The following is a 26,447-nucleotide window of genomic DNA, read 5'->3' on the forward strand; positions in this document are numbered from 1 at the left end:
ATGAGCCAGGATCTGTCGAAGCGGATCGCGAACCTCTCACCGGAGAAGCGCGCAGAGCTGCTCAGGAAGATGGCCGCGCAGAAGGCCGTCGCCGGCAACTCCGTCCAAGGCCTCATCCCAGCACAGGACCGCACGCGCCCGCTGCCCCTGTCCTTCGCCCAGCAGCGCCTGTGGTTCATTGATCAGCTGCAGCCCGGCACGTCCCTCTACAACGTGCCCATGGCGGTGCGCCTGGAGGGCGCGCTCGACGTGGCCGCGCTGGAGCGCGCGCTGCGCGAAGTGGTGCGCCGACACGAAGTGCTTCGCACGACCTTCCGCGAGGACGAGTCCGGCCCCGTGCAGGTGGTGTCTCCGGAGCCGGCGCTCGCGCTGGAGCAGCACGACTTCACCGGCTCGCCACCGGAAGCAGCGTGGCGCCTGGCCCGTGAAGCCGCGGCCCGGCCCTTCGACCTCGCGAAGGGCCCGCTGCTGCGCGCGCTGCTGCTGACGTCCGCGCCCAGGGAGCACCTGCTCGTGGTGGTGGTGCACCACATCGTCTCCGACGGTTGGTCCATGACGCTGCTGGTGCGCGAGGTGGCGCTCCACTACGGAGCCTTCGCGCGAGGACAGGCCGTGCCCCTGCCTCCGCTGGGTGTGCAGTACGCGGACTTCGGCGTCTGGCAGCGCGAGTGGATGCAGGGTCCCCGGCTGGAGAAGCAACTCGATTACTGGAAGCGGCAGCTGGCGGGAGTGCCCTCCGCGCTGGAGCTCCCCACGGACCTTCCCCGCCCCGCGGCCCGCAGTGGCCGGGGAGCACGGCATGAGCTCCTGCTGTCGCGCGAGCTGACGGAGGCGCTCAAGGCGCTGGCGCAGCAGGAGGGCGCATCGCTCTTCATGGTGCTGCTGACGGGCTGGCAGGTGCTGCTGTCGCGCTATGCGGGGCAGGAGGACGTGACGGTGGGCTCGCCGGTGGCGGGCCGCACGCGCGGCGAGGTGGAGGGCCTCATCGGGCTGTTCGTCAACACGGTGGTGATGCGCACGCAGGTGGAGCCCTCCGCGTCCTTCCGCGCGCTGCTGCACCAGGTGCGGGAGACGGTCCTCGCGGCCCATGAGCACCAGGAGTTCCCCTTCGAGCGGCTGGTGGAGGAGCTGCGTCCGGAGCGCACCCAGGGGCGCACACCGTTCTTCCAGGTGATGCTCACGCTCCAGGCCTCCTTCCGCGGCGCGGCGTCCGTGGAGGGCGTGAAGCTGGAGGCGATGGAGCTGGACACGCTCACGTCGAAGTTCGACCTGATGCTCCAGGTGCTGGAGACGGAAGCGGGCCTCAAGGGCTTCCTCGAATACGACACCGACCTCTTCACCGCGCCCACCCTGGCGCGCATGGCGGAGCACCTGCGCGTGCTGCTGGAGGGCGCCGTCCGCCGTCCGCACGAGGCCGTCTCCCGCCTGCCGCTGCTCACCGACGCCGAGCGCCACGAGGTGCTCCTCTCCTGGCAGCCGCCCCGCCCCGCCCCGCTGCCGTGGAGCACGCAGCACGGCGCCTTCGAAGCCCAGGCGGACCTCACGCCGGACGCGGTCGCCGCCACGTTCGGGGACCAGTCGCTCACGTACGCGCAGCTGGAGGCACGGGCCTCGCGGCTGGCGCGCCACCTGCGCCGGCTGGGCGTGGGCACGGAAGTGCGGGTGGGCCTGTGCGTGGAGCGCTCGCTCGACATGCTGGTGGCGGTGCTCGCCGTGCTGAAGGCCGGGGGCACCTACGTGCCGCTGGATCCGGCGTTCCCCCCGGACCGCCTGGCGTACATGGTGGAGACGAGCGGGATGCCGGTGCTGGTGTCGCAGCGCTCGCTGGCGTCCATCCTGCCGCCGCATTCGGCGCGCGTGGTGTCGTTGGACGGAGACGCGGAGGCCATCGCGGCGGAGGACGGCGCGCCGCTGCGCGACGCGGCGCCACCGGAGGCCGTGGCGTACGTGCTCTTCACCTCCGGAAGCACCGGGCGGCCCAAGGGCGTGCAGGTGCCTCACGGCACGGTGGCGCGCTTCCTGGCGGCGTTGCGGGAGGCGACGGGCATGTCCTCGAAGGACGTGCTGGTGGCCGTCACCACGCTGTCGTTCGACATCGCGGTGCTGGAGCTGTTCCTGCCGTTGTCGGTGGGCGGGCAGGTCGTCATCGCGTCGCGGGACATCGCCGTGGATGGCTCTCGGCTGGCGGGGCTGCTGCGGCAGTGCGGGGCGACGGTGCTTCAGGCCACGCCCAGCACCTGGCGGCTACTCCTGGAGACGGACTGGCGGGGCCCGGAGCTGACGGCCCTCACCGGCGGCGAGGCCTTGCCGCGAGAGCTGGCCGAGTCGCTGCTCCAGCGCTGCCGCGTGCTGTGGAACGTGTACGGCCCCACGGAGACGACGGTGTGGTCCACCGCGCACGCGGTGGCGTCGGGCACGGGCAGCGTGCCGATTGGCCGGCCCATCTCCGGCACGCAGGTGTACGTGCTGGACAGCGGGTTGAACCCGGTGCCGCGCGGCGTGCCGGGTGAGTTGTTCATCGGCGGCGAGGGCGTCACCCGGGGCTACCTCCACCGGCCGGACCAGACGGCGGAGCGCTTCATCCCGGACGCGTACGGCGGCGTACCGGGCCTGCGCGTGTACCGCACGGGCGACCGCGTGCGGTGGGCCGCCCACGGCGTGCTGGAGTACCTCAACCGCGTCGACAACCAGGTGAAGCTGCGCGGCTACCGCATCGAGCTGGGAGAGATTGAAGCGGTGCTGAGCCAGGCCCCGGGCGTGCGCGACGCCGCCGTGGTGGTGCGCGGCAACGGCGCCGACGCGCGCCTCGTGGGCTACGTGGTGGCGCGGCCCGGACAGGCGCTGGAGTCCCAGGCCCTGCGCGCGCTCATGAAGGAGCGGCTGCCCGAGTACATGGTGCCGTCCGCGCTGGTCGTGCTGGACGCGATGCCCCTGACGCCCAACGGCAAGGTGGACCGCAAGGCGCTGCCCGCGCCGGACTTGTCCACGGAAGCAGCGCGCGAGTTCGTCGCGCCGCGCACGCCGATGGAGGCCCAGGTCGCGGAGCTCTACGCGTCGCTCCTCCAGGTGCCGCGGGTGGGCGCCACCGACAGCTTCTTCGAGCTGGGAGGGCACTCGCTGCTGGCCACGCGGCTGACGTCGCGGTTGCGCACGGCGTACCAGGTGGACCTGCCCCTGCAGGCGCTGTTCGAGTCCCCCACCGTGGCGGAGCTGGCGGTGCGCATCGCGGCCTCGGCGAAGGATGCGCGCTTCGCCGGTCCGCCTCCGGTGGTGCCGGTGCCGCGCACTCGGAACCTGCCCACGTCCTTCGCGCAGCAGCGCATCTGGGTGATGGAGCAGTTCGATCCAGGCTCGGCCGCGTACAACATGCCGTTCTCGCTGCGGCTGACCGGGGCGCTGAACCTGGAGGCCCTGCGCCTGGCGCTGGAGCTGGTGGTGCACCGGCACGAAGCGCTGCGCACCACCTTCCAGCCGACCGAGGACGTGCCCGTCCAGGTCATCGCGCCGCCCGAGCCGCTGGTGCTGCCGGTGGTGGACCTGCGAGCCCTGTCTCCGGAGCAGCGCGAGGCGGAGGTGCTGCGCCGCACGGAGGCCGAGGTGCGGCACCCCTTCAATCTGGAATCGGGGCCGCTGCTGCGCGCGTCGGTGCTGGTGCTGGATGTGCATGAGCACCTGGTGCTGCTGACCATCCACCACGCCGTGTTCGACGGCTGGTCCATGAGCGTCCTGATGCGGGAGCTGTCGGAGGCCTATCGTGCCTTCGTCGCGGGGGCGAAGCCGGTGCTGCCGGTGCTGCCCTTCCAGTACGCGGACTTCGCGGTGTGGCAGCGCCAGTGGCTGTCGGGCGCGGAGCTGGAAAGGCAGATCGCCTGGTGGCGCCGCGAGATTGACGGCATGCCGTCCGTGCTGGAGCTGCCCACGGACCGTCCCCGGGGTCCCCGAGGGGCGCACCCTGGCGCCCTGTTGCCGGTCGCCTTCCCCCTGGAGTTGTCGCGCGCAGTGGAGGCGCTCTGCACGCGCGAGGGCCTCACGCCCTTCATGTTCCTGCTCGCCGCGCTCCAGGTGTTGATTGGCCGCTACTCCGGCCAGGACGACGTGAGCGTGGGGTCCTCCGTGGCGGGCCGCAACGACGCGGAGCTGGAGGGGCTGCTCGGGTATTTCATCAACACGCTCGTGCTCCGCACCCGGATGGGCGGCGAACCCACGGTGCGGGAGCTGCTGAGCCGGGTGCGCACCACCACGTTGGGGGTGCTCGCGAACCAGAACCTGCCGTTCGAACAGCTCCAGCCGATGCGCGACCTGCGCGGGTCGCCGTTGTTCAACGTGCTGTTCCTCATGCAGAACATCCCGGAGGTGGACCTCTCGCTCGCGGGCGTGAAGGTGCAGGTCGAGGAGCGCATGGGCGCCTCCGCGAAGTTCGACCTCACGCTCTCCCTGTCGAGGACCGAGAAGGGCTTCACGGGAGAGCTGGAATACGACACCGACCTCTTCGACAGGTCGACCGTCGTGCGGATGATGCGGCACCTGCGGCTGCTCATGGAGGGCTTCGTCGCGCATCCGGACCGCCGCCTGTCGTCGGTGCAGTTGCTCGCGGGAGAGGAGCGCCAGCAGGTGCTGGTGGAGTGGAATGCGACGCGAGCGCCGTTCCCTGAAGCGTGCATGCACTCGCTCTTTGAAGAGCAGGTGCGCCGTGCTCCGGAGGCGCTGGCTGCTGTGTTCGAGGGGACGCAGCTGACCTACGCGCAATTGGATGCGCGCGCCAATCAGCTCGCCCATGCCCTTCGCCGTCGTGGCGTGGGGCCCGAGGTCCGCGTCGCGCTCAGTGTCGAGCGCTCCCTCGATATCGCCATCGGTCTGCTTGGCATCCTGAAGGCCGGTGGTGCCTGGGTGCCCGTGGATCCGCTCCTGCCCCGTGAGCGTCTTGCCTTCATGCTGGAAGACAGCGCGGCCCAGGTGCTCGTTACCCAGCAGCCACTGGTGGACCGCTTCCCCGAAGCACTGCATGCACGCGCGCTTTGCCTGGACACCGAGCGCGAATCGCTGGCCGAGGAGCCGACGAATGCGCCCGTGACGGGCGTGACGCCCGCGAACATGGCGTACCTCCTCTACACCTCGGGCAGCACCGGCACGCCCAAGGGCACGGCGGTGGAGCACCGCAGCGTCGCCAACCTCGTCACCCACGAGGCGGTGGCCTACGGCATCGGTCCCGGCAGCCGAGTGTTGCAGTTCGCCAGCCTCAGCTTCGACCTCTCCGTGGAGGAGATTTTCACCACGCTCTGCAACGGAGCCACGCTGGTGCTCGCACCGCTGGAGAAGCTGATGCCGGGCGCACCGCTGCCCGTGCTGCTGCGTGAGCAGGAGTTGAGTGTCGTCAGCCTCACCCCAGCGGCACTGGCAGCCACGTCGTCCGAGGGGCTGCCCAAGGTGCGCACCGTCATCTCCGGCGGCGAAGCCCTGCCCGCGGACGTCGTCGCGCGTTGGGCACCAGGACGGCGCCTGCTCAATACCTACGGCCCCACCGAAGCCACCGTCATCGCCACCTTCGGTGAGGTGGTGGCGGATGGAGAAGTGCCGTCCATCGGCAAGCCGCTGGCGAACGTGCACGTCTATGTGTTGGACCCGCACGGCCAGCCGGTGCCCGTGGGCGTGCGCGGTGAGTTGCACATCGGTGGCGTCGGCGTGGCGCGAGGCTATGCGGGACGCCCGGGACTCACCGCCGAGCGCTTCGTGCCGGACGCATTCTCCGGTGAGGAAGGGGCTCGCCTCTACCGCACGGGCGACGTGGTGCGCTGGCGCGCTGACGGACAGCTGGACTTCGTCGGCCGCATCGACGCGCAGGTGAAGGTGCGCGGCTTCCGCATCGAGCTGGGCGAAGTCGAGAACGCCCTACGCGCAGCCCCCTCCGTGAAGGACGCCGTCGTCCTCGCGCGCGAGGATGCTCCGGGTGACAAGCGACTTGTCGCCTACGTCGTGGGTGAGGCGCTCGACATCACGGCTCTCCGCGCGCACCTCAAGCAGCACCTGCCTGAGTACATGGTGCCCGCGGCCTTCGTCCCTCTGGACGTGCTGCCGCTGACGTCCAACGGCAAGGTGGACCGCAAGGCGCTCCCTGCTCCGGACGCGAGCGCGCTCCGGGCTTCGCACGCCTACGAGGCCCCGGCGACGCCGCTGGAGGAGAAGCTCGCGGCTCTCTGGAGCGAAGTGCTTCGCGTGCCCACTGTCGGCCGCACGGACAACTTCTTCGAGCTGGGTGGCCACTCGCTGCTCGCCACGCAGTTGGTGGCCCGCGTGCGTGCGGCACTCGACGTGGAGCTGCCCCTCCGCGCCCTCTTCGAAGCCCCCACCATCGCGACACTCGCGGAGAAGTTGCAGCGCGTCTCTACCGGTACGCGCCTGCCTCCACTCACGCGTGTTCGCACCGAAGGTCCCCAGCCTCTCTCCTTCGCTCAGCAGCGTCTCTGGTTCCTCGACCAACTGGCGCCGGACGATGCCTCCTACAACCTCCCCGTCGCGCTGCGCCTCCTGGGCCGCCTGGACGTCGAGGCCCTGCGCTGCGCCTTCGAGGCGCTGGTGGCGCGGCACGAAGCGCTGCGCAGCACCTTCTTTGAAGAAGAGGGCCAGCCCCTCCAGCGCATCCATGCCCCGGCCGCCTGGGCGCTCCCTGTGCAGGACCTCTCGTCCCTCGATGAGTCCGCTCGCGAAGCGGAGACGCTGCGGCTTGCCACTCTGGAAGCCCGGCAGCCCTTCCATCTCGTCCATGGACCGCTGCTGCGCACCGCCCTCCTGCGATTGGCTGAAGAGACGCACGTCCTCCTCGTGACGATGCACCACATCGTCTCCGACGGCTGGTCCATGGGCGTCCTCGTGAAGGAGTTGGCCACGAGCTACGCCGCATTCTCCGCGGGCCGTGAGCCGTCGCTCGCAGCACTGCCGGTGCAGTACGCGGACTTCGCCCTCTGGCAGCGCCAGTGGCTCCAGGGCGAGACGCTGGAGTCGCAGCTCGGATACTGGAAGCGCCAGCTGACGGGTGCTCCCGCTGCACTGGAGCTGCCCACGGACCGTCCTCGTCCGGCCGTGCAGTCACGTCGCGGCGCCACGGTGCCCGTGCACTTCCCTTCGCAGCTGACGGACTCGCTGCGCAGCCTCGCCCAGCGTGAAGGCGCCACCCCCTTCATGCTGCTGCTCTCCGCCTTCCAGCTGCTGCTGTCGCGCTACTCCGGCCAGGACGACATCAGCGTCGGCTCCCCCATCGCTGGCCGTACTCACGCAGAGGCCGAAAGCCTCATCGGCTTCTTCGTCAACACCCTCGTCCTTCGCACGCAGGTCCAGCCTCAATCGACCTTCCGCCAGCTGCTGGCCCAGGTGAAGGCCACCACGCTCGGGGCCTACGAGCACCAGCACGTTCCCTTCGAGAAGCTGGTGGAGGTCCTCCAGCCCTCTCGTGACTTGAGCCGCAGCCCGCTCTTCCAAGTCATGCTCGTCCTGCAGAACGCACCCGCAGAAGCCCTGCGCGTGCCGGGCATGGCCTTCCAGCCCATTCCCCTGGAGGGCAACTCCTCTCGCTTCGATTTGGCCCTCACCCTCTTCGAGGTGCCTCAGGGCCTCACCGGCTTCCTCGAGTACAGCTCCGACCTCTTCGACGCCTCCACCGCCCAGCGCCTCATGGGCCACTTCGGCGTCCTTCTCTCCTCCCTCGCCGCCCAGCCCGACGCTCGCGTGTCCACGCTGGAGGTGATGACAGCAGAGGAGCGGAAGCAGCTCCTCGTTGAATGGAACGAGACGGACGTCGCCTTCCCGCGCGACACCTGCATCCACCACGTCGTCGCGGAGCACGCCCAACGCGAGCCGGACGCGGTCGCCGTGCGCATGGGGGAGAGAAGCATCAGCTACGCGGGCCTCGACGCCTGGGCCCATGGCCTTGCCGTCCAACTCCACGCGGCCGGTGTCTCCCGTGGCAGCCGCGTCGCCGTCCTCGCTGAGCGCTCTCCAGAGTTGGTGGCGGGCCTCCTCGCCGCACTCAAGGTGGGCGCCGCCTACGTCCCCGTCTCTCCGGGCGTCCCTCCGGAGCGTCTGGCTTTCATGCTGGAGGACTGCGGTGCTTCTGTCCTCCTCACCCAGCAGCACCTGCGCGACTCGCTGCCGCCCCTCTCCGCTCGCATCCTCGCGCTTGAAGTGGAGACTGCGGCAGTCCAGCAGCCGCTGCTGGAGATGCCCGTGGGCCCGGAGGACCTAGCCTACGTCATCTACACCTCCGGCAGCACCGGACGGCCCAAGGGCGTCGCTGTCCACCACCGCGCATTGATGAACCTCGTCTCCTGGCACCAGCGCACCTATTCGCTGTCTCCCCAGGACTCCACCGCTCTCACCGCCGGCGTCGCCTTCGACGCTTCCACCTGGGAGGTGTGGCCTTCCCTCGCCTCTGGCGCCAGCCTCGTCGTCCCTCCCGAAGCCGTGCGTGCGGAGCCCTCCCAGTTGCTTCAGTGGCTGGCCCGCGAAGCCATCACCACCTGCTTCATGCCCACGCCTCTGGCCGAGGCCGTGCTGCGCGAGGAGTGGCCTCGCCCCATCGCCCTGCGTGCCCTGCTGACGGGCGGAGACGCCCTGCACCACGGCCCGCCTCCTTCGGTGCCCGCTGCCCTCTTCAACCACTACGGGCCCACCGAGAGCACCGTCGTCGCCACCTTCACCCCCGTCGCTGCCTCCTCGCGCGACGACGGCACGCGGCCTCCCATCGGACGGCCCATCGCCAACACCCGCACCTACGTCCTCGACGCTCACCTCCAGCCGGTGCCCGTGGGTGTCCCTGGTGAGCTCTTCCTCGCCAGTGAAGGCCTTGCCTGGGGCTACCTGGGTCAGCCTGCGCTGAGCGCGGAGCGTTTCATCCCGCACCCCTTCTCCTCCACGCCGGGTGCCCGCCTCTACCGCACGGGTGACGTCGTGCGCTGGCGCGCCGACGGCCAGCTGGACTACCTCCAGCGGCTCGACTTCCAGGTGAAGGTGCGTGGCTTCCGCATCGAACTGGGCGAAATCGAGGCCTCTCTCCTCGCCCATCCTTCCGTGCACGAAGCCGCCGTCCTCGCTCGTGAGGACGTCCCCGGGGACAAGCGCCTCGTCGCCTATGTCGTAGGTGAGGCGCTCGATGTCTCCGTCCTCCGCGCCCACCTCAAGCAGCACCTGCCCGAGTACATGGTGCCCGCCGCCTTCGTCCCCCTGGAGGCGTTGCCTCTCAACGCCAACGGCAAGGTGGATCGCAAGGCCCTCCCCGTCCCGGACGCTTCGCCGCTCGCGGACTTCGTCGCTCCTCGCGACGCCACCGAAGAGAAGCTCGCGGGCGTCTTCGCCCAGGTGCTGCGCGTGGAGCGCGTGGGCATCCACGACGACTTCTTCGCGCTCGGAGGCCACTCCCTGCTGGCCACCCAGCTCGTCTCTCGCATCCGCGCCACCTTCGATGCGGAGCTGCCTCTGCGCTCCCTCTTCGAAGCCCCTACCGTCGCCGCCCTTGCTGAGCGCCTGCGTACCGCCACGTCCGGCTCACGCCTGCCACCGCTCACCCGCGCCACCCACGACGGCCCGCCGCCACTGTCCTTCGCCCAGCAGCGCCTGTGGCTGCTGGACCAACTCCAGCCAGGCAGCGCCGCGTACAACATCCCCGCGGCCCTTCGGCTGAAGGGCCAGGTGGACATCGAATCCCTGCGCCGTGCGTTCGAAGCGCTGGTCGCCCGGCACGAGACGCTGCGCACCACGCTCGTCCAGCATCAGGGCCAGCCCGCGCAGCACATCCACGCGCCCACTGCGTGGACGATGCCTCTGCTCGACGTGTCCTCACTGCCCGAGCCCCAGCGGGAAGAAGAGGCGCGGCGCCTCGCGAACGTGGAGGCCCTGCGGCCCTTCGACCTGGAAGCCGGTCCGCTGCTGCGCACGTCCCTGGTGCACCTGGGCGATGCGGAGCACCTGCTCCTCGTGACGATGCACCACATCGTCTCTGACGGCTGGTCCATGGGCGTCCTCGTTCGTGAGCTCACGGCGCTCTATGCGGCGTTCGACGCGGATCAGGTGCCTGCCCTCGCGCCGTTGCCCGTGCAGTACGCGGACTTCGCCGTCTGGCAGCAGGCATGGCTCCAGGGCGAAACACTGGAGGCCCAGCTCGCCTACTGGAAGGAGAAACTCGCGGGTGCTCCCGCCGCGCTGGAGCTGCCCACGGACCGTCCGCGTCCGCCCGTGCAGTCGCATCGGGGTTCGACGGTCCCCTTGCGGCTCGCACGGCCCGTGTCCGATGCGCTCAAGGTCCTGGCCCAGCGTGAAGGCGCTACCCCCTTCATGCTGCTGCTGGCCGCCTTCCAGGTGCTCCTGTCGCGCTACTCCGGACAGGACGACATCAGCGTGGGCACGCCCATCGCCGGCCGCACGCAGGCGGAGACCGAAGGCCTCATCGGCTTCTTCATCAACACGCTGGTGTTGCGCGCCCGCGTCCAGCCGGAATCCACCTTCCGCGAGCTGCTGGCCCAGGTGCGAGGCACCACACTCGCCGCCTACGAGCACCAGCATCTGCCCTTCGAGAAGCTCGTCGAAGCGGTGCAGCCCGTGCGCGACCTGAGCCGCAGCGCGCTCTTCCAGGCGATGTTCGTCTTGCAGAACGCGCCCACCGAAGCCCTGAGCGTGCCGGGACTGTCGTTCGAACAGCTCCCGCTCGAATCGGCTTCGGCGAAGTTCGACCTGACGCTGACGCTGCAGGAGTCGCCCCAGGGCTTCATGGGCGTCCTGGAGTACAGCAGCGATCTCTTCGACGCATCGACCGCCCAGCGCATGGTGGGCCACTTCGGCGTCCTGCTGGAGGCAATCGCCGCTCAGCCGGGCTCGACACTCTCTCGCCTGCCGCTGCTCACCGCTCCGGAGCGACAGCAACTGCTCGTCGATTGGAACAGGACGGACGCGGAGTTCCCGCGCGACACCTGCTTCCACGAGGCCTTCACGGCCCAGGCCCTTCGCACGCCTGAAGCACTGGCCGTCGTCTGCCGCGACCAGCAGCTCACCTTCCAGGAACTGGACGCGCGCTCCAACCAACTGGCGCACCGGCTGGTGAAGCTGGGCGTCGGCCCCGACGTGCGCGTGGTGCTGTGCGTGGAGCGCTCCGTGGAGGCCCTCGTCGGCATCCTTGGAATCCTCAAGGCCGGCGGCGCGTACGTGCCGCTCGACTCCCGCTATCCGCGCGAGTGGCTCGCCCACGTCCTCACGGATACCGGCGCGCCCGTGGTGCTCACCCAGCAGCGCTTGCGCGACGCCCTGCCGCCGCACACGGCGCACGTCGTCTGCCTTGACCTGGACGTGGCGGACTTCGACGGGGAATCCCGCGAAGCGCCCGGCGTGGCCGTGTCTTCCGAGCAACTCGCCTACGTCATCTACACGTCCGGCAGCACCGGCCGCCCCAAGGGCGTGATGATCCAGCACCGCTCCGTGATGAACCTGCGGCAGGGGCTGGCCACCACCGTGCACCAGGGCCGAAGCACGGCGGAGCGGGTCAGCGTCAACGCCCCGCTGTCCTTCGACGCCTCCGTCCAACAGCTCGTGCAGGTGCTCGACGGCCACACCCTCTGCATCGTCCCCGACGAGGCCCGCGCCGACGCCGGTGAGCTGGTGAAGCGCATCGTTCACGACGCGCTGGACGTCCTCGACTGCTCTCCCGCGCACCTGCGCCTGCTGGTGGATGAAGGCCTGTTGGAGAAGGACACCCTCCCCCAGCGCGCGCTGGTGGGCGGCGAGGCGGTGGATCCCGGCACCTGGAGCCGCCTGGCCCAGCACCCGCGTCTGCGCGCCTTCAACGTCTACGGCCCCACCGAGTGCACCGTCGACGCCACCGCCTGCGCCTTCGACGCCTCTCCCATTCCCACCATCGGCCGGCCCCTGCCCAACGTCCGTGCTTACGTGTTGGACAAGTCCCTTCGCCCGGTGCCCGTGGGCGTCGCGGGTGAGCTCTTCCTCGGCGGTGAAGGCGTGGCGCGCGGCTACCTCAACCGCCCCGACCTGACCGCGGACCGCTTCATTCCGGATGCCTTCACCTCCACGCCCGGTGCACGCCTCTACCGCACGGGCGACGTGGTGCGCTGGCGCGTGGACGGGATGCTCGACTACCTGGGCCGCGCCGACTTCCAGGTGAAGGTCCGCGGCTTCCGCATCGAGCTGGGTGAAATCGAGTCCACGCTCCTCAAGCATCCCCAGGTGCATGCCGCCGTGGTTCTGGCCCGCGAGGACATCCCCGGCGACAAGCGGCTCGTGGCCTACGTGGTGCCTGCGGAAGGCACGGACTCCGCACTGACGGCGGACGTCCTCAAGGACTGGCTCAAGCAGCTCCTGCCGGAGCACATGCGGCCCTCCACCTTCCTGGTGCTGGAGGCCCTGCCGCTCAACCCCAACGGCAAGGTGGACCGCAAGGCCCTGCCCGCGCCCCAGGGCACCGCGCTCGCCTCCACCTACGTCGCGCCGCGAACCGCCGCCGAGGAGCAGCTCGCGGCCCTCTTCACGCAGGTGCTGCGCGTGGAGCGCGTGGGCATCCACGACGACTTCTTCGCGCTCGGAGGCCACTCCCTGCTGGCCACCCAGCTCGTCTCTCGCATCCGCGCCGCCTTCCGCACGGAGCTGCCGTTGAGGGCCCTCTTCGAGGCCCCCACGGTCGCCGCGCTCGCCCAGCGCCTCCAGGTCCAGACGCCGAGTCTCCGCCTGCCCCCACTCACCCGGACGGCCGAAGAGGGGCCGCGGCCGCTGTCCTTCGCCCAGCAGCGCCTCTGGTTCTTGGATCAGCTCACTCCAGGAGATGCGTCGTACAACCTCCCGACGGCGCTCCGGCTGACGGGCCAGGTGGACGTGGAGTCCTTGCGCCGCGCCTTCGAGGCGCTCGTCACCCGTCACGACTCCCTGCGCACCACCTTCCGCGAGCACCAGGGACAGACCGTCCAGCACGTCCATGCGCCCGCTACGTGGGGCTTGCCGCTCGTGGACCTGTCCGCGCTGCCCGAGGCCCAGCGGGAAGCCGAAGCCCGGCGGAAGGTCGACGAGGATGCGCACCAACCCTTCCACCTGGAAGCGGGGCCGCTGCTGCGCACCGCCCTCGTGCGGCTGGCGGCCGAGGAACACCTGCTCCTGGTGACGATGCATCACATCGTCTCCGACGGCTGGTCCATGGGCGTGCTCGTCCGGGAGCTGGTGACGTTCTACGAGGCCTTCACCCAGGGCATCGCGCCGGACCTGTCACCGCTGCCCGTGCAGTACGCGGACTTCGCGGCGTGGCAGCGCCAGTGGCTCCAGGGCGAAACGCTGGGGACCCAGCTCGCCTACTGGAAGCAGCAGCTCGCGGGTGCTCCGGTCGCGCTGGAATTGCTGACGGATCATCCGCGTCCGTCCATCCAGTCGCATGAAGGCGCGGCCCTCTCCATCCAGATTCCGAGGGAGACGTCCGAAGCCCTCAAGGCGCTGGCCGGACGCGAAGGCGCCACGCCCTTCATGGTTCTGCTCGCGGCGTACCAGGTCTTCCTGTCGCGCTACGCCGGCCAGGATGACATCAGCGTGGGTTCCCCCATCGCAGGCCGCACCCAGGCGGAGACCGAGGGCCTCATCGGCTTCTTCGTCAACACGCTCGTCCTGCGCGCACGCGTGGAGCCGAAGGCGACCTTCCGCGAGCTGCTGGCCCAGGTGCGAGGCACCACGCTCGCCGCCTACGAGCACCAGCACCTGCCCTTCGAGAAGCTCGTCGAAGCCGTGCAGCCCGCGCGCGACGCGAGCCGCAGCCCGCTGTTCCAGGTGATGTTCGCGCTGCAGAACGCGCCCACGGAGGAGCTGCGCGTCCCGGGCCTCGCCTTCCGGCAGGTGGCCGCAGAGGCGCGCTCCGCCAAGTTCGACCTCACCCTGACGTTGCAGGACTCGGCGCAGGGGTTCGTCGGGTGGCTGGAGTACAGTACCGCGTTGTTCAAGCAGGGCACGGTGGAGCGGATGGCCCGCCACCTGCGCACGCTGCTGGAGGACGTGGCCTCAAGGCCCGAGCAGTCCGTGGCCGAGCTGGCGCTGCTCTCCCGAGAGGAACGCCAGCGCATCCTCGTGGACTGGAACGACACCACCGTCGCCAGTCCCACGGACGTGCCCGTCCACGTCCACTTCGCTCGACAGGTCCAGCGCACTCCTGACGCCGTGGCACTTGAACAGGGTGACGCCACGCTGACGTACGCGCAGCTCGAAGTCCGTGCCAACCAGCTCGCACATCACCTGCGCGCGCTGGGCATCGTCCCGGGTGCGCGCGTCGGCGTCGCCATCGAGCGCTCGTTCGAGCTGGTGACGGCGATCCTCGCCATCCTCAAGGCTGGCGCCGCCTTCGTGCCCGTGGATCGCAATGCGCCCGTGGAGCGCACCGCCACCTTGCTGGAGGACGCGGACGTCGGCGTCGTCCTCACCCACCAGCCCTTCGCCTCCAAGCTGCCCGCTTCCGGCACTCGCGTCTGGCTGGACGCGCAGCAGGACGTCATCGCCGCACGGCCCACGCATGCGCTCGACGTCTCCGTGGAGGGAGAGTCTCTCGCCTACGTCATGTTCACCTCGGGCTCCACGGGGCGTCCCAAGGGCGTCTGCGTGCCGCACCGGGGCATCACCCGACTGGTGCTCGGCAGCACCTTCATGCGCTTCGGGCCGGATGAGGTCTGGCTCCAGTTCGCGCCCGTCGCCTTCGACGCCTCCACGCTGGAGATGTGGGGCGCGCTGCTGCATGGCGCGAAGCTCGTCCTCGCTCCGCCCCATGCGCTCTCCCTGGAGGAACTGGCCACGCAGCTTCGCCGCCACCGGGTGTCGGCGTTGTTCCTCACGACCGCGTTGTTCGAACAGATGGCCCTGCACCAGGGTGAAGTGCTCGCGGGCGTGAGTCAGCTGCTCACCGGCGGTGAGCTGATGCCCTGGGCTCGCTTGCGCGACCACCTGGCGCGGCTCCCCGATGACGCGACGCTGATGCACGCGTACGGCCCGACGGAGAACACGACCTTCTCCACCACGCTGCCGTTGCATCGGGGAGCGGTGGTGGAAGGTCCGGTGTCCATCGGCCGGCCCATCCCCAACTCCACCGCCTACGTCCTGGATGCCCACCTGCACCCGGTGCCCGTGGGCGTCGCGGGCGAGGTGTACGTCGGTGGCCCGGGCCTCGCCTGGGGCTACCTGCACCGCCCCGACCTGACCGCGGAGCGTTTCGTCCCCCACCCCTTCACTTCCATTCCGGGCGAGCGGCTCTACCGCACGGGCGACAAGGCCCGCTGGTTGGAAGACGGCACGCTCGACTTCCTGGGCCGCGTCGACTTCCAGGTGAAGGTGCGCGGCTTCCGCATCGAGCCAGGCGAAATAGAGACCGCCCTGCACGCGGCGCCAGGCGTCAACGAGGCGGTGGTCGTCGTCCGAGGTGTCGACACGGATAAGCGCCTCGTCGGCTACGTCACCGCGCACGAAGGGCACGCCCTGGAGGCGGATGACCTCAAGGCCCACCTGCGCCGGCACCTGCCCGAGTACATGGTGCCGTCGGCCCTCGTGGTCCTGGAGGCCCTGCCCCTCAACGTCAACGGCAAGGTGGACCGCAAGGCCCTGCCCGAACCGGAAGACACGTCGCGCTCTGTCGGATTCGTCGCGCCGCGCACCGCCACCGAGGAGCTGCTCGCGGCCCTCTTCGCCGAAGTGCTCCGCGTGGAGCGGGTGGGCCTCCACGACGACTTCTTCGCGCTCGGAGGCCACTCCCTGCTGGCCACGCAGCTCGTCTCGCGCGTACGCGCCGCGTTCGGCGTGGAGTTGCCCCTGCGAGCCCTCTTCGAAGCACCGACCGTCGAGGGCCTCGCGCCGAAGCTGGACGGTGACGGGGCCGCGACGCTCCGCGCACCGCCGCTGCGGCCCGTCGCGCGTGAAGGAGCCATTCCGCTCTCCTTCGCCCAGCAGCGCCTCTGGCTGTTGGATCAGCTCCAGCCGGGTGATGCGTCTTACAACATCCCCACCGCCCTGCGGCTGACGGGCCAGGTGGACGTGGAGTCGTTGCGCCGCGCCTTCGAGGCACTCGTCGCCCGCCACGAGTCCCTGCGCACCACGCTCTCCGCTGCGCACGAAGAGCCGTCGCAATGCATCCAGCCGCCCTCTGGCTGGGAGCTGCCCGTCATCGACCTGACGTCCCTCCCCGAATCGCAGCGTGAGGAGGAGGCCCGGCGCGCGGCGGCGACGGAGGCCCATCGTTCCTTCCGGCTCGCCACGGGCCCGCTGCTGCGCAGCACGTTGGTGCGGCTGAATGAAGCGGAGCACCTGCTGCTGGTGACGATGCATCACATCGTCTCCGACGGCTGGTCCATGGGTGTCCTCGTCCGCGAGCTGGCGGCCTTCTACGAAGCCTTCAGCGAGGGGAAGGCGCCCTCGCTCGCGCCGCTGCCGGTGCAGTACGCGGACTTCGCGATGTGGCAGCGCCAGTGGCTCCAGGGTGAAGCGCTGGACGCACAGCTGGGTTACTGGAGGCAGCAGCTCTCCGGGGCCCCCGCCGCGCTGGACCTGCCCACGGATCGCTCGCGGCCGCCCGTGCAGTCACACCGCGGTGCCACGCTGGACGTGCGCATCCCCACCCAGCTCTCCGAGTCCCTCAAGGCCCTGGCCCAACGCGAAGGCGCCACGCCCTTCATGCTGCTGCTGGCGGCCTTCCAGGTGCTCCTGTCGCGCTACTCGGCACAGGACGACATCAGCGTGGGTTCGCCCATCGCGGGCCGCACCCAGGCGGAGACCGAAGGCCTCATCGGCTTCTTCGTCAACACCCTGGTCCTGCGCGCCCAGATGGATCCGCGCGCGACGTTCCGTGAGCTGCTGGCCCAGGTGCGAGGTACGACGCTCGCGGCCTACGACCATCAGCACCTGCCGTTCGAGAAGCTGGTGGAAGCCGTGCAGCCCACGCGCGACCTGAGCCGCAGCCCTCTGTTCCAGGCCATGTTCGTCCTGCAGAACACGCCCACCGAAACACTGCGTCTGCCGGGATTGTCCTTCCAGACCCTGCCGCTGGAGTCCCACTTCGCGAAGTTCGATCTCTCCCTCGGTCTGCGTGAAAACCGGGACGGATTCGCCGGCACGCTGGATTACGCAACGGACCTGTTCGACGCCGCGACCGTCCAGCGGATGGCCGGACACTTCGGTGTGTTGCTGGAAACCATCGCGAAGCAGCCGGACACGCGACTGGGCGACTTGCCGCTGCTCACGGACGCTGAGCGCCAGCAACTCCTCATCGAATGGAACCCGCCTGCCTCGCAGGTGCCTCGGGAGTCCAGCATCCCCGCGATGGTGGAAGCGCAGGTGCATCGCAGTCCGGATGGACTGGCCGTCATCACGCCGGAGCGGCAGCTGACGTACCGGGAGCTGGACGCGAAGGCGAACCAACTCGCGCACCGTCTGCGCGGACTTGGCGTCGGGCCCGAAGTCCGCGTCGGCCTGTGCGTCGAGCGCACCGAGGACCTCGTCATCGGCGCTCTCGGCATCCTCAAGGCCGGTGGTGCCTACGTGCCACTGGACCCCAGCTACCCGCGTGAGCGCTTGGGCTGGCTGCTGGAAGACGCCCAGGGCCCTGCACTCGTCGCGCACTCCCATCTGCTTTCCGCTCTGCCCGAGACCACCGCCACGCCGGTGTGCCTCGACTCGGACGTGGAGCTGGCGAAGCAGCCGACGACGGCTCCGGTGGTGGACATCCACGCCGGACACCTCGCCTACCTCATCTACACCTCCGGCAGCACCGGCCGCCCCAAGGGTGTCGCCATCTCCCACGGCAACGCCGTCTCCTTCCTCCACTGGGCCTTGGAGACCTTCTCGCCGGAGGAACTGAAGGGGACCCTCGCCGCGACGAGCCTCAACTTCGACCTCTCCGTCTTCGAACTCTTCGCGCCGTTGAGCAGTGGTGGTGCGGTGGTCGTGGCACGCAACGCCCTGCACCTGGCGGAACTGAGCACCGCTTCCCACGTCACCCTCGTCAACACCGTGCCCTCCGCCATGGCGCAACTGCTGCGCCTGGGTGCAATGCCGCCTTCCGTGCGCGTCATCAACCTCGCCGGTGAAGCCCTCCCGGAGACGTTGGCGAAGCAGGTCTACGCCGTGCCCACGGTTGAGAAGCTCTTCAACCTCTACGGCCCGTCCGAAGACACCACCTACTCCACCGCCTCTCTCGTCGGCCGTGACGAAGTGCCTCTCATCGGCAAGCCGCTGCCCGCGACGCGTGCCTACGTGTTGGACGCGTCTCTCCAGCCGGTGCCCGTGGGTGTCGCAGGCGAGCTGTACCTCGCCGGTGAAGGCCAGGCTCGTGGCTACCTGCTGCGCCCGGAACTCACCGCGGAGCGCTTCGTACCGGAGCCCTTCGGTCCTCCCGGCGGCCGCATGTACCGCACGGGCGACCGTGTCCGTTACCGCCTCGACGGGCGCCTGGAGTACCTGGGCCGCATCGACTTCCAGGTGAAGGTGCGCGGCTTCCGCATCGAGCTGGGCGAAATCGAAGCCGCGCTCCGCCGCGCCCCGGGACTCAAGGACGTTGTCGTCGTCGCCAAGGGTGAGGCCGCCGACAAGCGCCTCGTCGCCTACGTCACGCCCAAGGCCGAGGCCTCCCTGGAGGTCGAGTCCCTCAGGGCCCACCTGCGCCAGTGCCTCCCCGAGTACATGGTGCCCGCCGCCTTCGTCGTCCTTCTCTCCCTGCCCCTCAACTCCAATGGCAAGGTGGACCGCAAGGCCCTGCCGGAGCCGGAGGCGCAGCAGGCAGGCAGCACCTACGAAGCACCGCGCACGCTCACCGAGGAGCAGCTCGCGAACCTCTTCGCCGAAGTCCTCCGCATGGAGCGAGTCGGTGTGCGGGACGACTTCTTCGCCATGGGAGGCCACTCCCTGCTGGCCACCCAGCTCGTCTCGCGCGTGCGGGCCACGTTCGAGGTAGAGCTGCCGCTGCGGACCCTCTTTGAAGCCCCCACCGTTGAAGCGCTCGCACCGAAGCTCGCGGGCGCCCGGTCCGCCGCGCTCCGTGCACCGCCGCTGCAGCCTTCGCCGCGCGAAGGCGTCATTCCGCTGTCCTTCGCCCAGCAGCGACTCTGGCTGTTGGATCAACTCCAGCCGGGAGACATCTCCTACAACATCCCCACCGCCCTGCGGCTGACGGGACAGGTGGACCTGGAGTCCTTGCGCCGCGCATTCGAGGCGTTGGTGGACCGCCACGAATCGCTGCGCACCACGCTCTCCGCGGCGCACGAAGAGCCGTCGCAATGCATCCAGCCTCCCTCCGGTTGGGAGCTGCCCGTCATCGACCTGACGTCCCTCCCCGAGTCGCAGCGTGAGGAGGAGGCCCAGCGCGCTGCGGCCACGGAAGCCCTGCGTGCCTTCGACCTCTCCACGGGCCCGTTGCTGCGCAGCACGCTGGTGCGGCTGGGACAGGACTCGCACCTGTTGCTGGTGACGATGCACCACATCGTTTCCGACGGCTGGTCCTTGGGCGTCCTCGTCCGGGAAGTGGCGGCTTTCTACGAAGCCTTCAGCACCGGCCGCGCTCCCGTCCTCCCGCCACTGCCCGTGCAGTACGCGGACTTCGCCATGTGGCAGCGAGGCTGGCTCCAGGGTGAGTCCCTGGACGCGCAGCTGGGCTATTGGAAGCAGCAGCTCGCGGAGGCTCCGTCCGCGCTGGACCTGCCCACGGACCACCCGCGTCCGCCCGTGCAGTCCCGCCGCGGTGCCACGCTGGACGTGCGCATCCCGTTGGAGGTCTCCCAGGCCCTGAAGGCCCTGGCCCGGGATGAAGGCGCCACGCCCTTCATGCTGCTGCTCGCGGCATGGCAGCTGCTCCTGTCGCGCTACTCCACGCAGGACGACATCAGCGTCGGTACGCCCATCGCAGGCCGCACCCAGGCGGAGACCGAGGGCCTCATCGGCTTCTTCGTCAACACGCTGGTGCTACGCGCCCACGTGCAGCCGCAGGACTCGTTCCGACAGCTGCTCTCCCAGGTGCGCGGTACGACGCTCGCGGCCTACGAGCACCAGCACCTGCCCTTCGAGAAGCTGGTGGAGGTCCTCCAGCCCGCGCGAGACCTGAGCCGTAGCGCGCTCTTCCAGGCGATGTTCTCCCTGCAGAACACGCCCATGGAGACGCTCCGACTGCCTGGACTCTCCTTCCAGACCGTCCCGGTGGACACGCGGTCCTCCAAGTTCGACCTCACGCTGACGTTGCAGGAGTCGCCCCAGGGCTTCGGCGGAACATTGACGTACGCCACGGACCTCTTCGATGCGTCCACCATTCAGCGCATGGCGGGCCACCTGGGCGTGTTGCTGGAGGCCATCGCCGCCCAGCCGGACGCGACGCTCGCGAGCCTGCCGCTACTCACCGCTCCGGAGCGGCAGCGGCTCCTCGTGGATTGGAATGGCCCCAGCGCTGAGTTCCCTCGCGACCTCTGCCTCCATGACGCCTTCAGCGCCCAGGCACTCCGCACGCCTGACGCGCTGGCCGTCATCTGCCGCGAGGAACAGCTCACCTTCCGTGAGTTGGACACGCGCGCCAATCAGCTTGCGCACCGGCTGGTGAAGTTGGGCGTCGGCCCCGACGTGCGCGTCGTGCTGTGCGTGGAGCGCTCCGTGGAGGCCCTCGTCGGCATCCTCGGCACTCTCAAAGCTGGCGGCGCCTACGTCCCCATCGACCCCAGCTACCCGCGTGACTGGCTCGCCCACGTCCTCCAGGACACCGGCGCTCCCGTCGTCCTCACCCAGCAGCGCCTGCGCGACTCGCTTCCTCCGCACTCCGCGCACACCCTCTGCCTGGACTCCGACTCCGCGGACCTCTCACGTGAGCCCGCGCACGCGCCTGTGACGCATGTCACGCCGGAGCACCTCGCCTACATCATCTACACCTCCGGCAGCACCGGCCGCCCCAAGGGCGTGATGATTCAGCACCGCTCCGTGCTCAATCTTCGCGTCGCTCTCGCCGCCACCGTGCACGCGGACGCGCGGCCGGGAGAGCGTGTCAGCGTCAATGCGCCGCTGTCCTTCGACGCCTCCGTCAAGCAGCTCATCCAGGTGCTCGACGGCCACACCCTCTGCATCGTCCCAGACGAGGCGCGCGCCGACGTCGGTGAGCTGGTGAAGCGCATCGGTCACGACGCGCTGGACGTCCTCGACTGCTCTCCCGCGCACCTGCGCCTGCTGGTGGACGAAGGCCTGCTGGAGCGCAAGGCCATCCCCCACCGCGTCCTCGTGGGCGGTGAAGCCGTGGACCCCGCCACCTGGCGTCACCTGGCCCAGGCTCCGCGCCCGCGCGTCTTCAACGTCTACGGCCCCACCGAGTGCACCGTCGACGCCACCGCCTGCGCCTTCGATGCGTCTCCGACTCCCACCATCGGCAGGCCCCTGCCCAACGTCCGCGTCTATGTGCTCGACCGCACGTTGCGCCCCGTACCCGTGGGCGTCGCCGGTGAGCTCTTCATCGGTGGCGAGGGCGTCGCGCGCGGCTACCTCAATCGGCCGGAGCTGACCGCGGACCGCTTCATCCCGGATGCCTTCACCTCCACGCCCGGTGCCCGCCTCTACCGCACGGGAGACGTGGTGCGCTGGCGCGCGGACGGGCTGCTCGACTACCTGGGCCGTGCTGACTTCCAGGTGAAGATCCGCGGCTTCCGCATCGAGCTGGGTGAGGTCGAAGCCGCGCTCCTCAAGCATCCCCAGGTGCACGCCGCCGTGGTGCTGGCTCGCGAGGACATCCCCGGCGACAAGCGGCTTGTCGCCTACGTGGTGCCTCCGGAAGGCACGGAGTCCGCGCCCACACCCGAGTCCCTCAAGGACTGGCTCAAGCAGCTCCTGCCCGAGCACATGCGCCCCTCCGCGCTCCTCGTGCTGGAGGCGCTGCCGCTCAACACCAACGGCAAGGTGGACCGCAAGGCCCTGCCCGCCCCCCAGAGCGGCGCACTCGCCTCCAGCTACGTCGCCCCGCGCACTCCCACAGAGGAGAAGCTCGCGTCCATCTGGGCAAGAGTCCTACGCCTGCCTCAGGTGGGCGTGACGGATTCCTTCTTCGAACTGGGCGGACACTCACTGCTGGCTACCCAGGTCGTGTCGCGCGTGCGCGCCGGGTTCAACGTGGAGCTCCCGCTGCGTGCCCTCTTCGAGTCCCCCACCGTGGAAGCACTCGCGGTTCGCCTCTCGGGACTCACCCGCACGAGCACTTCGCAGCTCACCCGCGTCTCGCATGACGGTCCGCTGCCGCTGTCCTTCGCCCAGCAGCGGATGTGGCTCATTGATCAGCTCGAACCGGGCAGCCCCCTCTACAACATGCCCGTCGCCGTCCGGCTGGAGGGCCACCTGCGCGCGGACATGCTCGAGCGCGCGATGCAGGAAGTCGTGCGCCGACACGAAGCCCTGCGCACCACCTTCACCCAGGTGAACGGTGAACCGGTCCAGCGCATCCACTCCGACAGTCCGGTGCCCCTGGGGCTCGTGGACTTCACGGCCGTGCCGGAGGCGCAGCGCGAGCCCGAGACGCGGGACCGAGTGGACGCGGAGATGCGCCGGCCCTTCGACCTGCGCACCGGTCCGCTCATCCGCACGCTGCTCTTCAAGCTTTCCGAGCGTGAGCACGTCCTCGTCGTCACGATGCATCACATCGTCTCTGACGGCTGGTCGCTGGGTGTGCTCGTACGTGAAGTCACCGCCCTCTACGCGGCCTTCTCCGCTGGGCAGCCGTCGCCCCTGCCTGCGCTCTCCGTGCAGTACGCGGACTACGCGGACTGGCAGCGCCGCACGCTTTCGGGTGAGACGCTGCGTCAGGAGATGGCCTACTGGGAGGGGAAGCTCTCCGGTGCGCCAGCCGTGCTGGAGTTGCCCACCGATTTCCCCCGCCCGGCCGTCCGGAGCACCGCGGGTGCGACCCTCGGCTTCACCCTGTCGCGTGAGTTGACGGAAGCCCTCCGCAGCCTGGGCCACCGTGAAGGCGGCTCGCTCTTCATGGTGCTGCTCGCGGCATGGCAGGGCCTGCTGTCGCGCTACACGGGCCAGCAGGACATCAGCGTGGGCTCGCCCATTGCCGGCCGCACGCGTGCGGAGACGGAGGGCCTCATCGGCTTCTTCGTCAACACCCTCGTCCTGCGCGCGAAGGTGGACGAAGGCCAGTCCTTCCAGGCGCTGCTCCAGCAGGTGCGCGCCACGGTGCTGGAGGCCTACGAGCACCAGGAGGTGCCGTTCGAGAAGCTGGTGGAGGTCCTGCAGCCGACGCGCAGCCTCAGCCACACGCCTCTCTTCCAGACGCTGCTCGCGCTCCAGAACGTGCCCACCGAGGACGTGCATCTGCCGGACCTCCGGCTGCGAAGGCTGGAGGCCACCCACTCGACGTCGAAGTTCGACGTGAGCGTCTTCTTCACGGAGACGTCCGAAGGGCTGCTAGGCACGCTGGAGTACAGCACCGCCCTCTTCAAGCAGAGCACCGTGGAGCGGATGGCCCGCCACCTGCGCACGCTGCTGGAGGCCGTGGCCGCGAAGCCCGAGCAGCCCATGGCCCACCTGCCGCTCCTCTCCAACGACGAGCGCCAGCGCCTCCTCGTGGAGTGGAACGACACGGGCGTCACCAGCCCGACGGAGGTTCCCGTCCACGTCCACTTCGCCCGGCATGCCCAGCGCACGCCCGACGCAGTGGCCCTGGTGCTGGGCGACGTGACACTGACGTATGGGCAACTGGACGCACGCGCGAACCAACTGGCGTGGCACCTGCGCGCCCTGGGCATCGCCCCGGGTGCGCGCGTGGGCCTCGCCGTCGAGCGTTCCTTCGACCTGGTGACGGCGCTCCTCGCCATCCTCAAGGTGGGCGCGGCCTTCGTCCCCGTGGACCGCAATGCGCCCGTGGAACGCATCGCCATGCTGATGGAGGACGCGGACGTGGGCGTGGTGGTCACGCACCAGCCCTTCGCTTCGCTCCTGCCCGCTTCCGGCACCCGCGTCTGGCTGGATGCCCAGTCCGCGGAGATCGCTTCGCGGCCCACGCATGCGCCCGACGTTGGCGTGGACGGTGAAGCCCTGGCCTACGTGATGTTCACCTCGGGCTCCACGGGCCGTCCCAAGGGCGTCTGCGTGCCCCACCGGGGCATCACCCGCCTGGTGCTCGGCAGCACCTTCATGCGCTTCGGGCCCAACGAAGTCTGGCTCCAGTTCGCACCCGTGGCCTTCGACGCTTCCACGCTCGAAATCTGGGGCGCGCTGCTGCACGGCGCGAAGCTCGTCCTCGCTCCGCCGCACTCCCTCTCCCTGGAGGAACTGGCCGCCCAGCTCCGCCACCACCGCGTGACGTCCCTGTGGCTCACCGCCGCCCTCTTCGAGCAGATGGCCCTGCACCAGGGTGAAGCGCTCGCGGGCGTGCGTCAGGTCCTCGCCGGTGGCGATGTGCTGCCTGCCGCCCGAGTGCGCGAACACCTCGCGCGTCTTTCGGACGGTGCGACGTTCATCAACGGCTACGGCCCCACGGAGAACGCCACCTTCTCCACCACCTTCTCCATGCAGCACGGCACGCGCATGGAAGGCGCCATCCCCATTGGCCGGCCGCTCTCCAACTCCACCGTCTACGTGCTCGACTCGCACCTGCACCCGGTGCCCGTAGGCGTCGCGGGTGAGGTGTACGTCGGAGGCCAGGGCCTGGCCTGGGGCTACCTGAATCGTCCCGAGCTGACCGCGGAACGCTTCGTCCCCCACCCCTTCGCCTCCACGCCGGGTGAGCGCCTCTACCGCACGGGCGACCAGGCCCGTTGGAGGGAGGACGGAACCATCGACTTCCTCGGTCGCGTCGACTTCCAGGTGAAGGTGCGTGGCTTCCGCATCGAGTTGGGCGAAGTCGAAGCAGCCCTGCGCTCCGCCACTGGCGTCAACGAGGCCATCGTCGTGTCCCGAGGCGCCGACGCGGACAAGCGCCTTGTCGCCTACGTCACCGCGAGCGAAGGCCACTCGCTGGAAGCGGACACCCTCAAGGTAAGCCTCAAGCAGAGGCTGCCCGAGTACATGGTGCCGTCGGCCGTCGTGGTGCTGGACGCCCTGCCCCTCAACTCCAACGGCAAGGTCGACCGCAAGGCGCTGCCGGAGCCCGACGCCCACGCCATTGAGGCCCGGGACTTCGTCGCTCCCCGCGACGCGCTTGAAATGCAGCTCGCTCGCATCTGGGAGGACGTCCTCGGCGTCCGCTCCGTCGGCGTCCGCTCCAGCTTCTTCGAACTGGGCGGCCACTCCCTGCTCGCCGTGCGCATGCTCGCGTCCATCCGTGAGCGTCTCGGCCTGAGCCTCCCTCTGTCCGTCCTCTTCCAGCAGCCCACCATCGAGCAGCTCGCGCAGGTGCTCCGCGATGACTCACAGGACTGGACGCCCCTCGTCCCGCTGGAGCGCGGAGAGCCCGGGCACCGGCCGCTCTTCCTTGTCCACCCGGGCGGCGGCAACGTCCTCGCGTACTCGGAACTGGCGCGCCGCCTGGGGCCCTCGCTGCCCGTCTACGGACTCCAGTCTCGCGGCCTCGACGGGCGCCCCGTCGTCGAGTCCATCGAGGAGATGGCCACCCTCTACATCGACGCCATCCGCACGGTGCAGCCTCACGGCCCCTACCAACTGGGAGGCTGGTCTCTCGGCGGCGTCATCGCCTACGAGATGGCCCGTCGCCTGCGCGAGGCCGGTGAAGCCGTGGACCTGCTCGCCCTCATCGATGCCCACGTCCACGGCCTGACGAAGCCCACTCAGGAAGCCACGCACCTCGACTCCGAGGCCCGCGCAAGGCTCGCCTTCGCCCATGCCACCGCCACCGCCTTCGGCCAGGAGCTCTCCGCTTCGGACGAAGCCCTGGCACAGGGCGACGACGTGATGCTGGACCACCTGCTGCAGGAAGGACTCCGGGCGCGCATCCTCGACGCGCAGTCCGGCCCGGCCCAGCTGCGTGCCCTCTTCAACGTCTTCCGGGCCAACCTCTTCGCCCACGAGAAGTACGTGCCCCAGCCGTACGACGGCACCGCCCTGCTCCTGAGCGCCAGCGAAGCCGCTGCCGATGTCCCGCGTCACCGCGGGTGGGAGCCCCTGGTGCGTGGCGGGCTAGAGGTGCACGACGTCCCCGGTGGCCACCACGCCCTGATGCAGGACCCGCACCTCGGGTCTGTCGTCGAGCGCCTGCGTGAGGTGCTCGCACGGGCCTCCGGCACCGCGCCCCGGCAGTCCACGGGGAGCTGACTCAGGGGGTTGGAGTGAAGCGAGCCAGGGAGGAGACGCTGGGTGCAGGTCTCACCCCGGAGGACATCTGACGTCCTTGCCTCCCTGGCTTCGGGGAACCAGAACAATCCCGCAAATACTCGAATTCATTCGAGTGGGTGCTTATCCGCCCTCATGACAGGGACGTCTTAGGCGGAATAATCTCACTCATATGAATTTGACCCACCCTCGCGCTTCTTTGGGAAGAGCGGCGCAGG

The 26,447-nt window shown here is 69.7% G+C and carries 1 protein-coding gene; it reads left to right on the forward strand.

Annotation, left to right across the window (positions count from 1 at the left end; all coding sequences use genetic code 11):
• Entirely contained in the window at window positions 1–26,211 is a 26,211-nt protein-coding gene (locus D7Y15_RS13915) for a non-ribosomal peptide synthetase (RefSeq protein WP_121752882.1), read from the forward strand.
• Window positions 26,212–26,447 lie beyond the last annotated feature (236 nt).

The organism is Corallococcus sp. AB030 (assembly GCF_003668965.1).
GTDB classification, from domain to species: Bacteria; Myxococcota; Myxococcia; order Myxococcales; family Myxococcaceae; genus Corallococcus; species Corallococcus exiguus.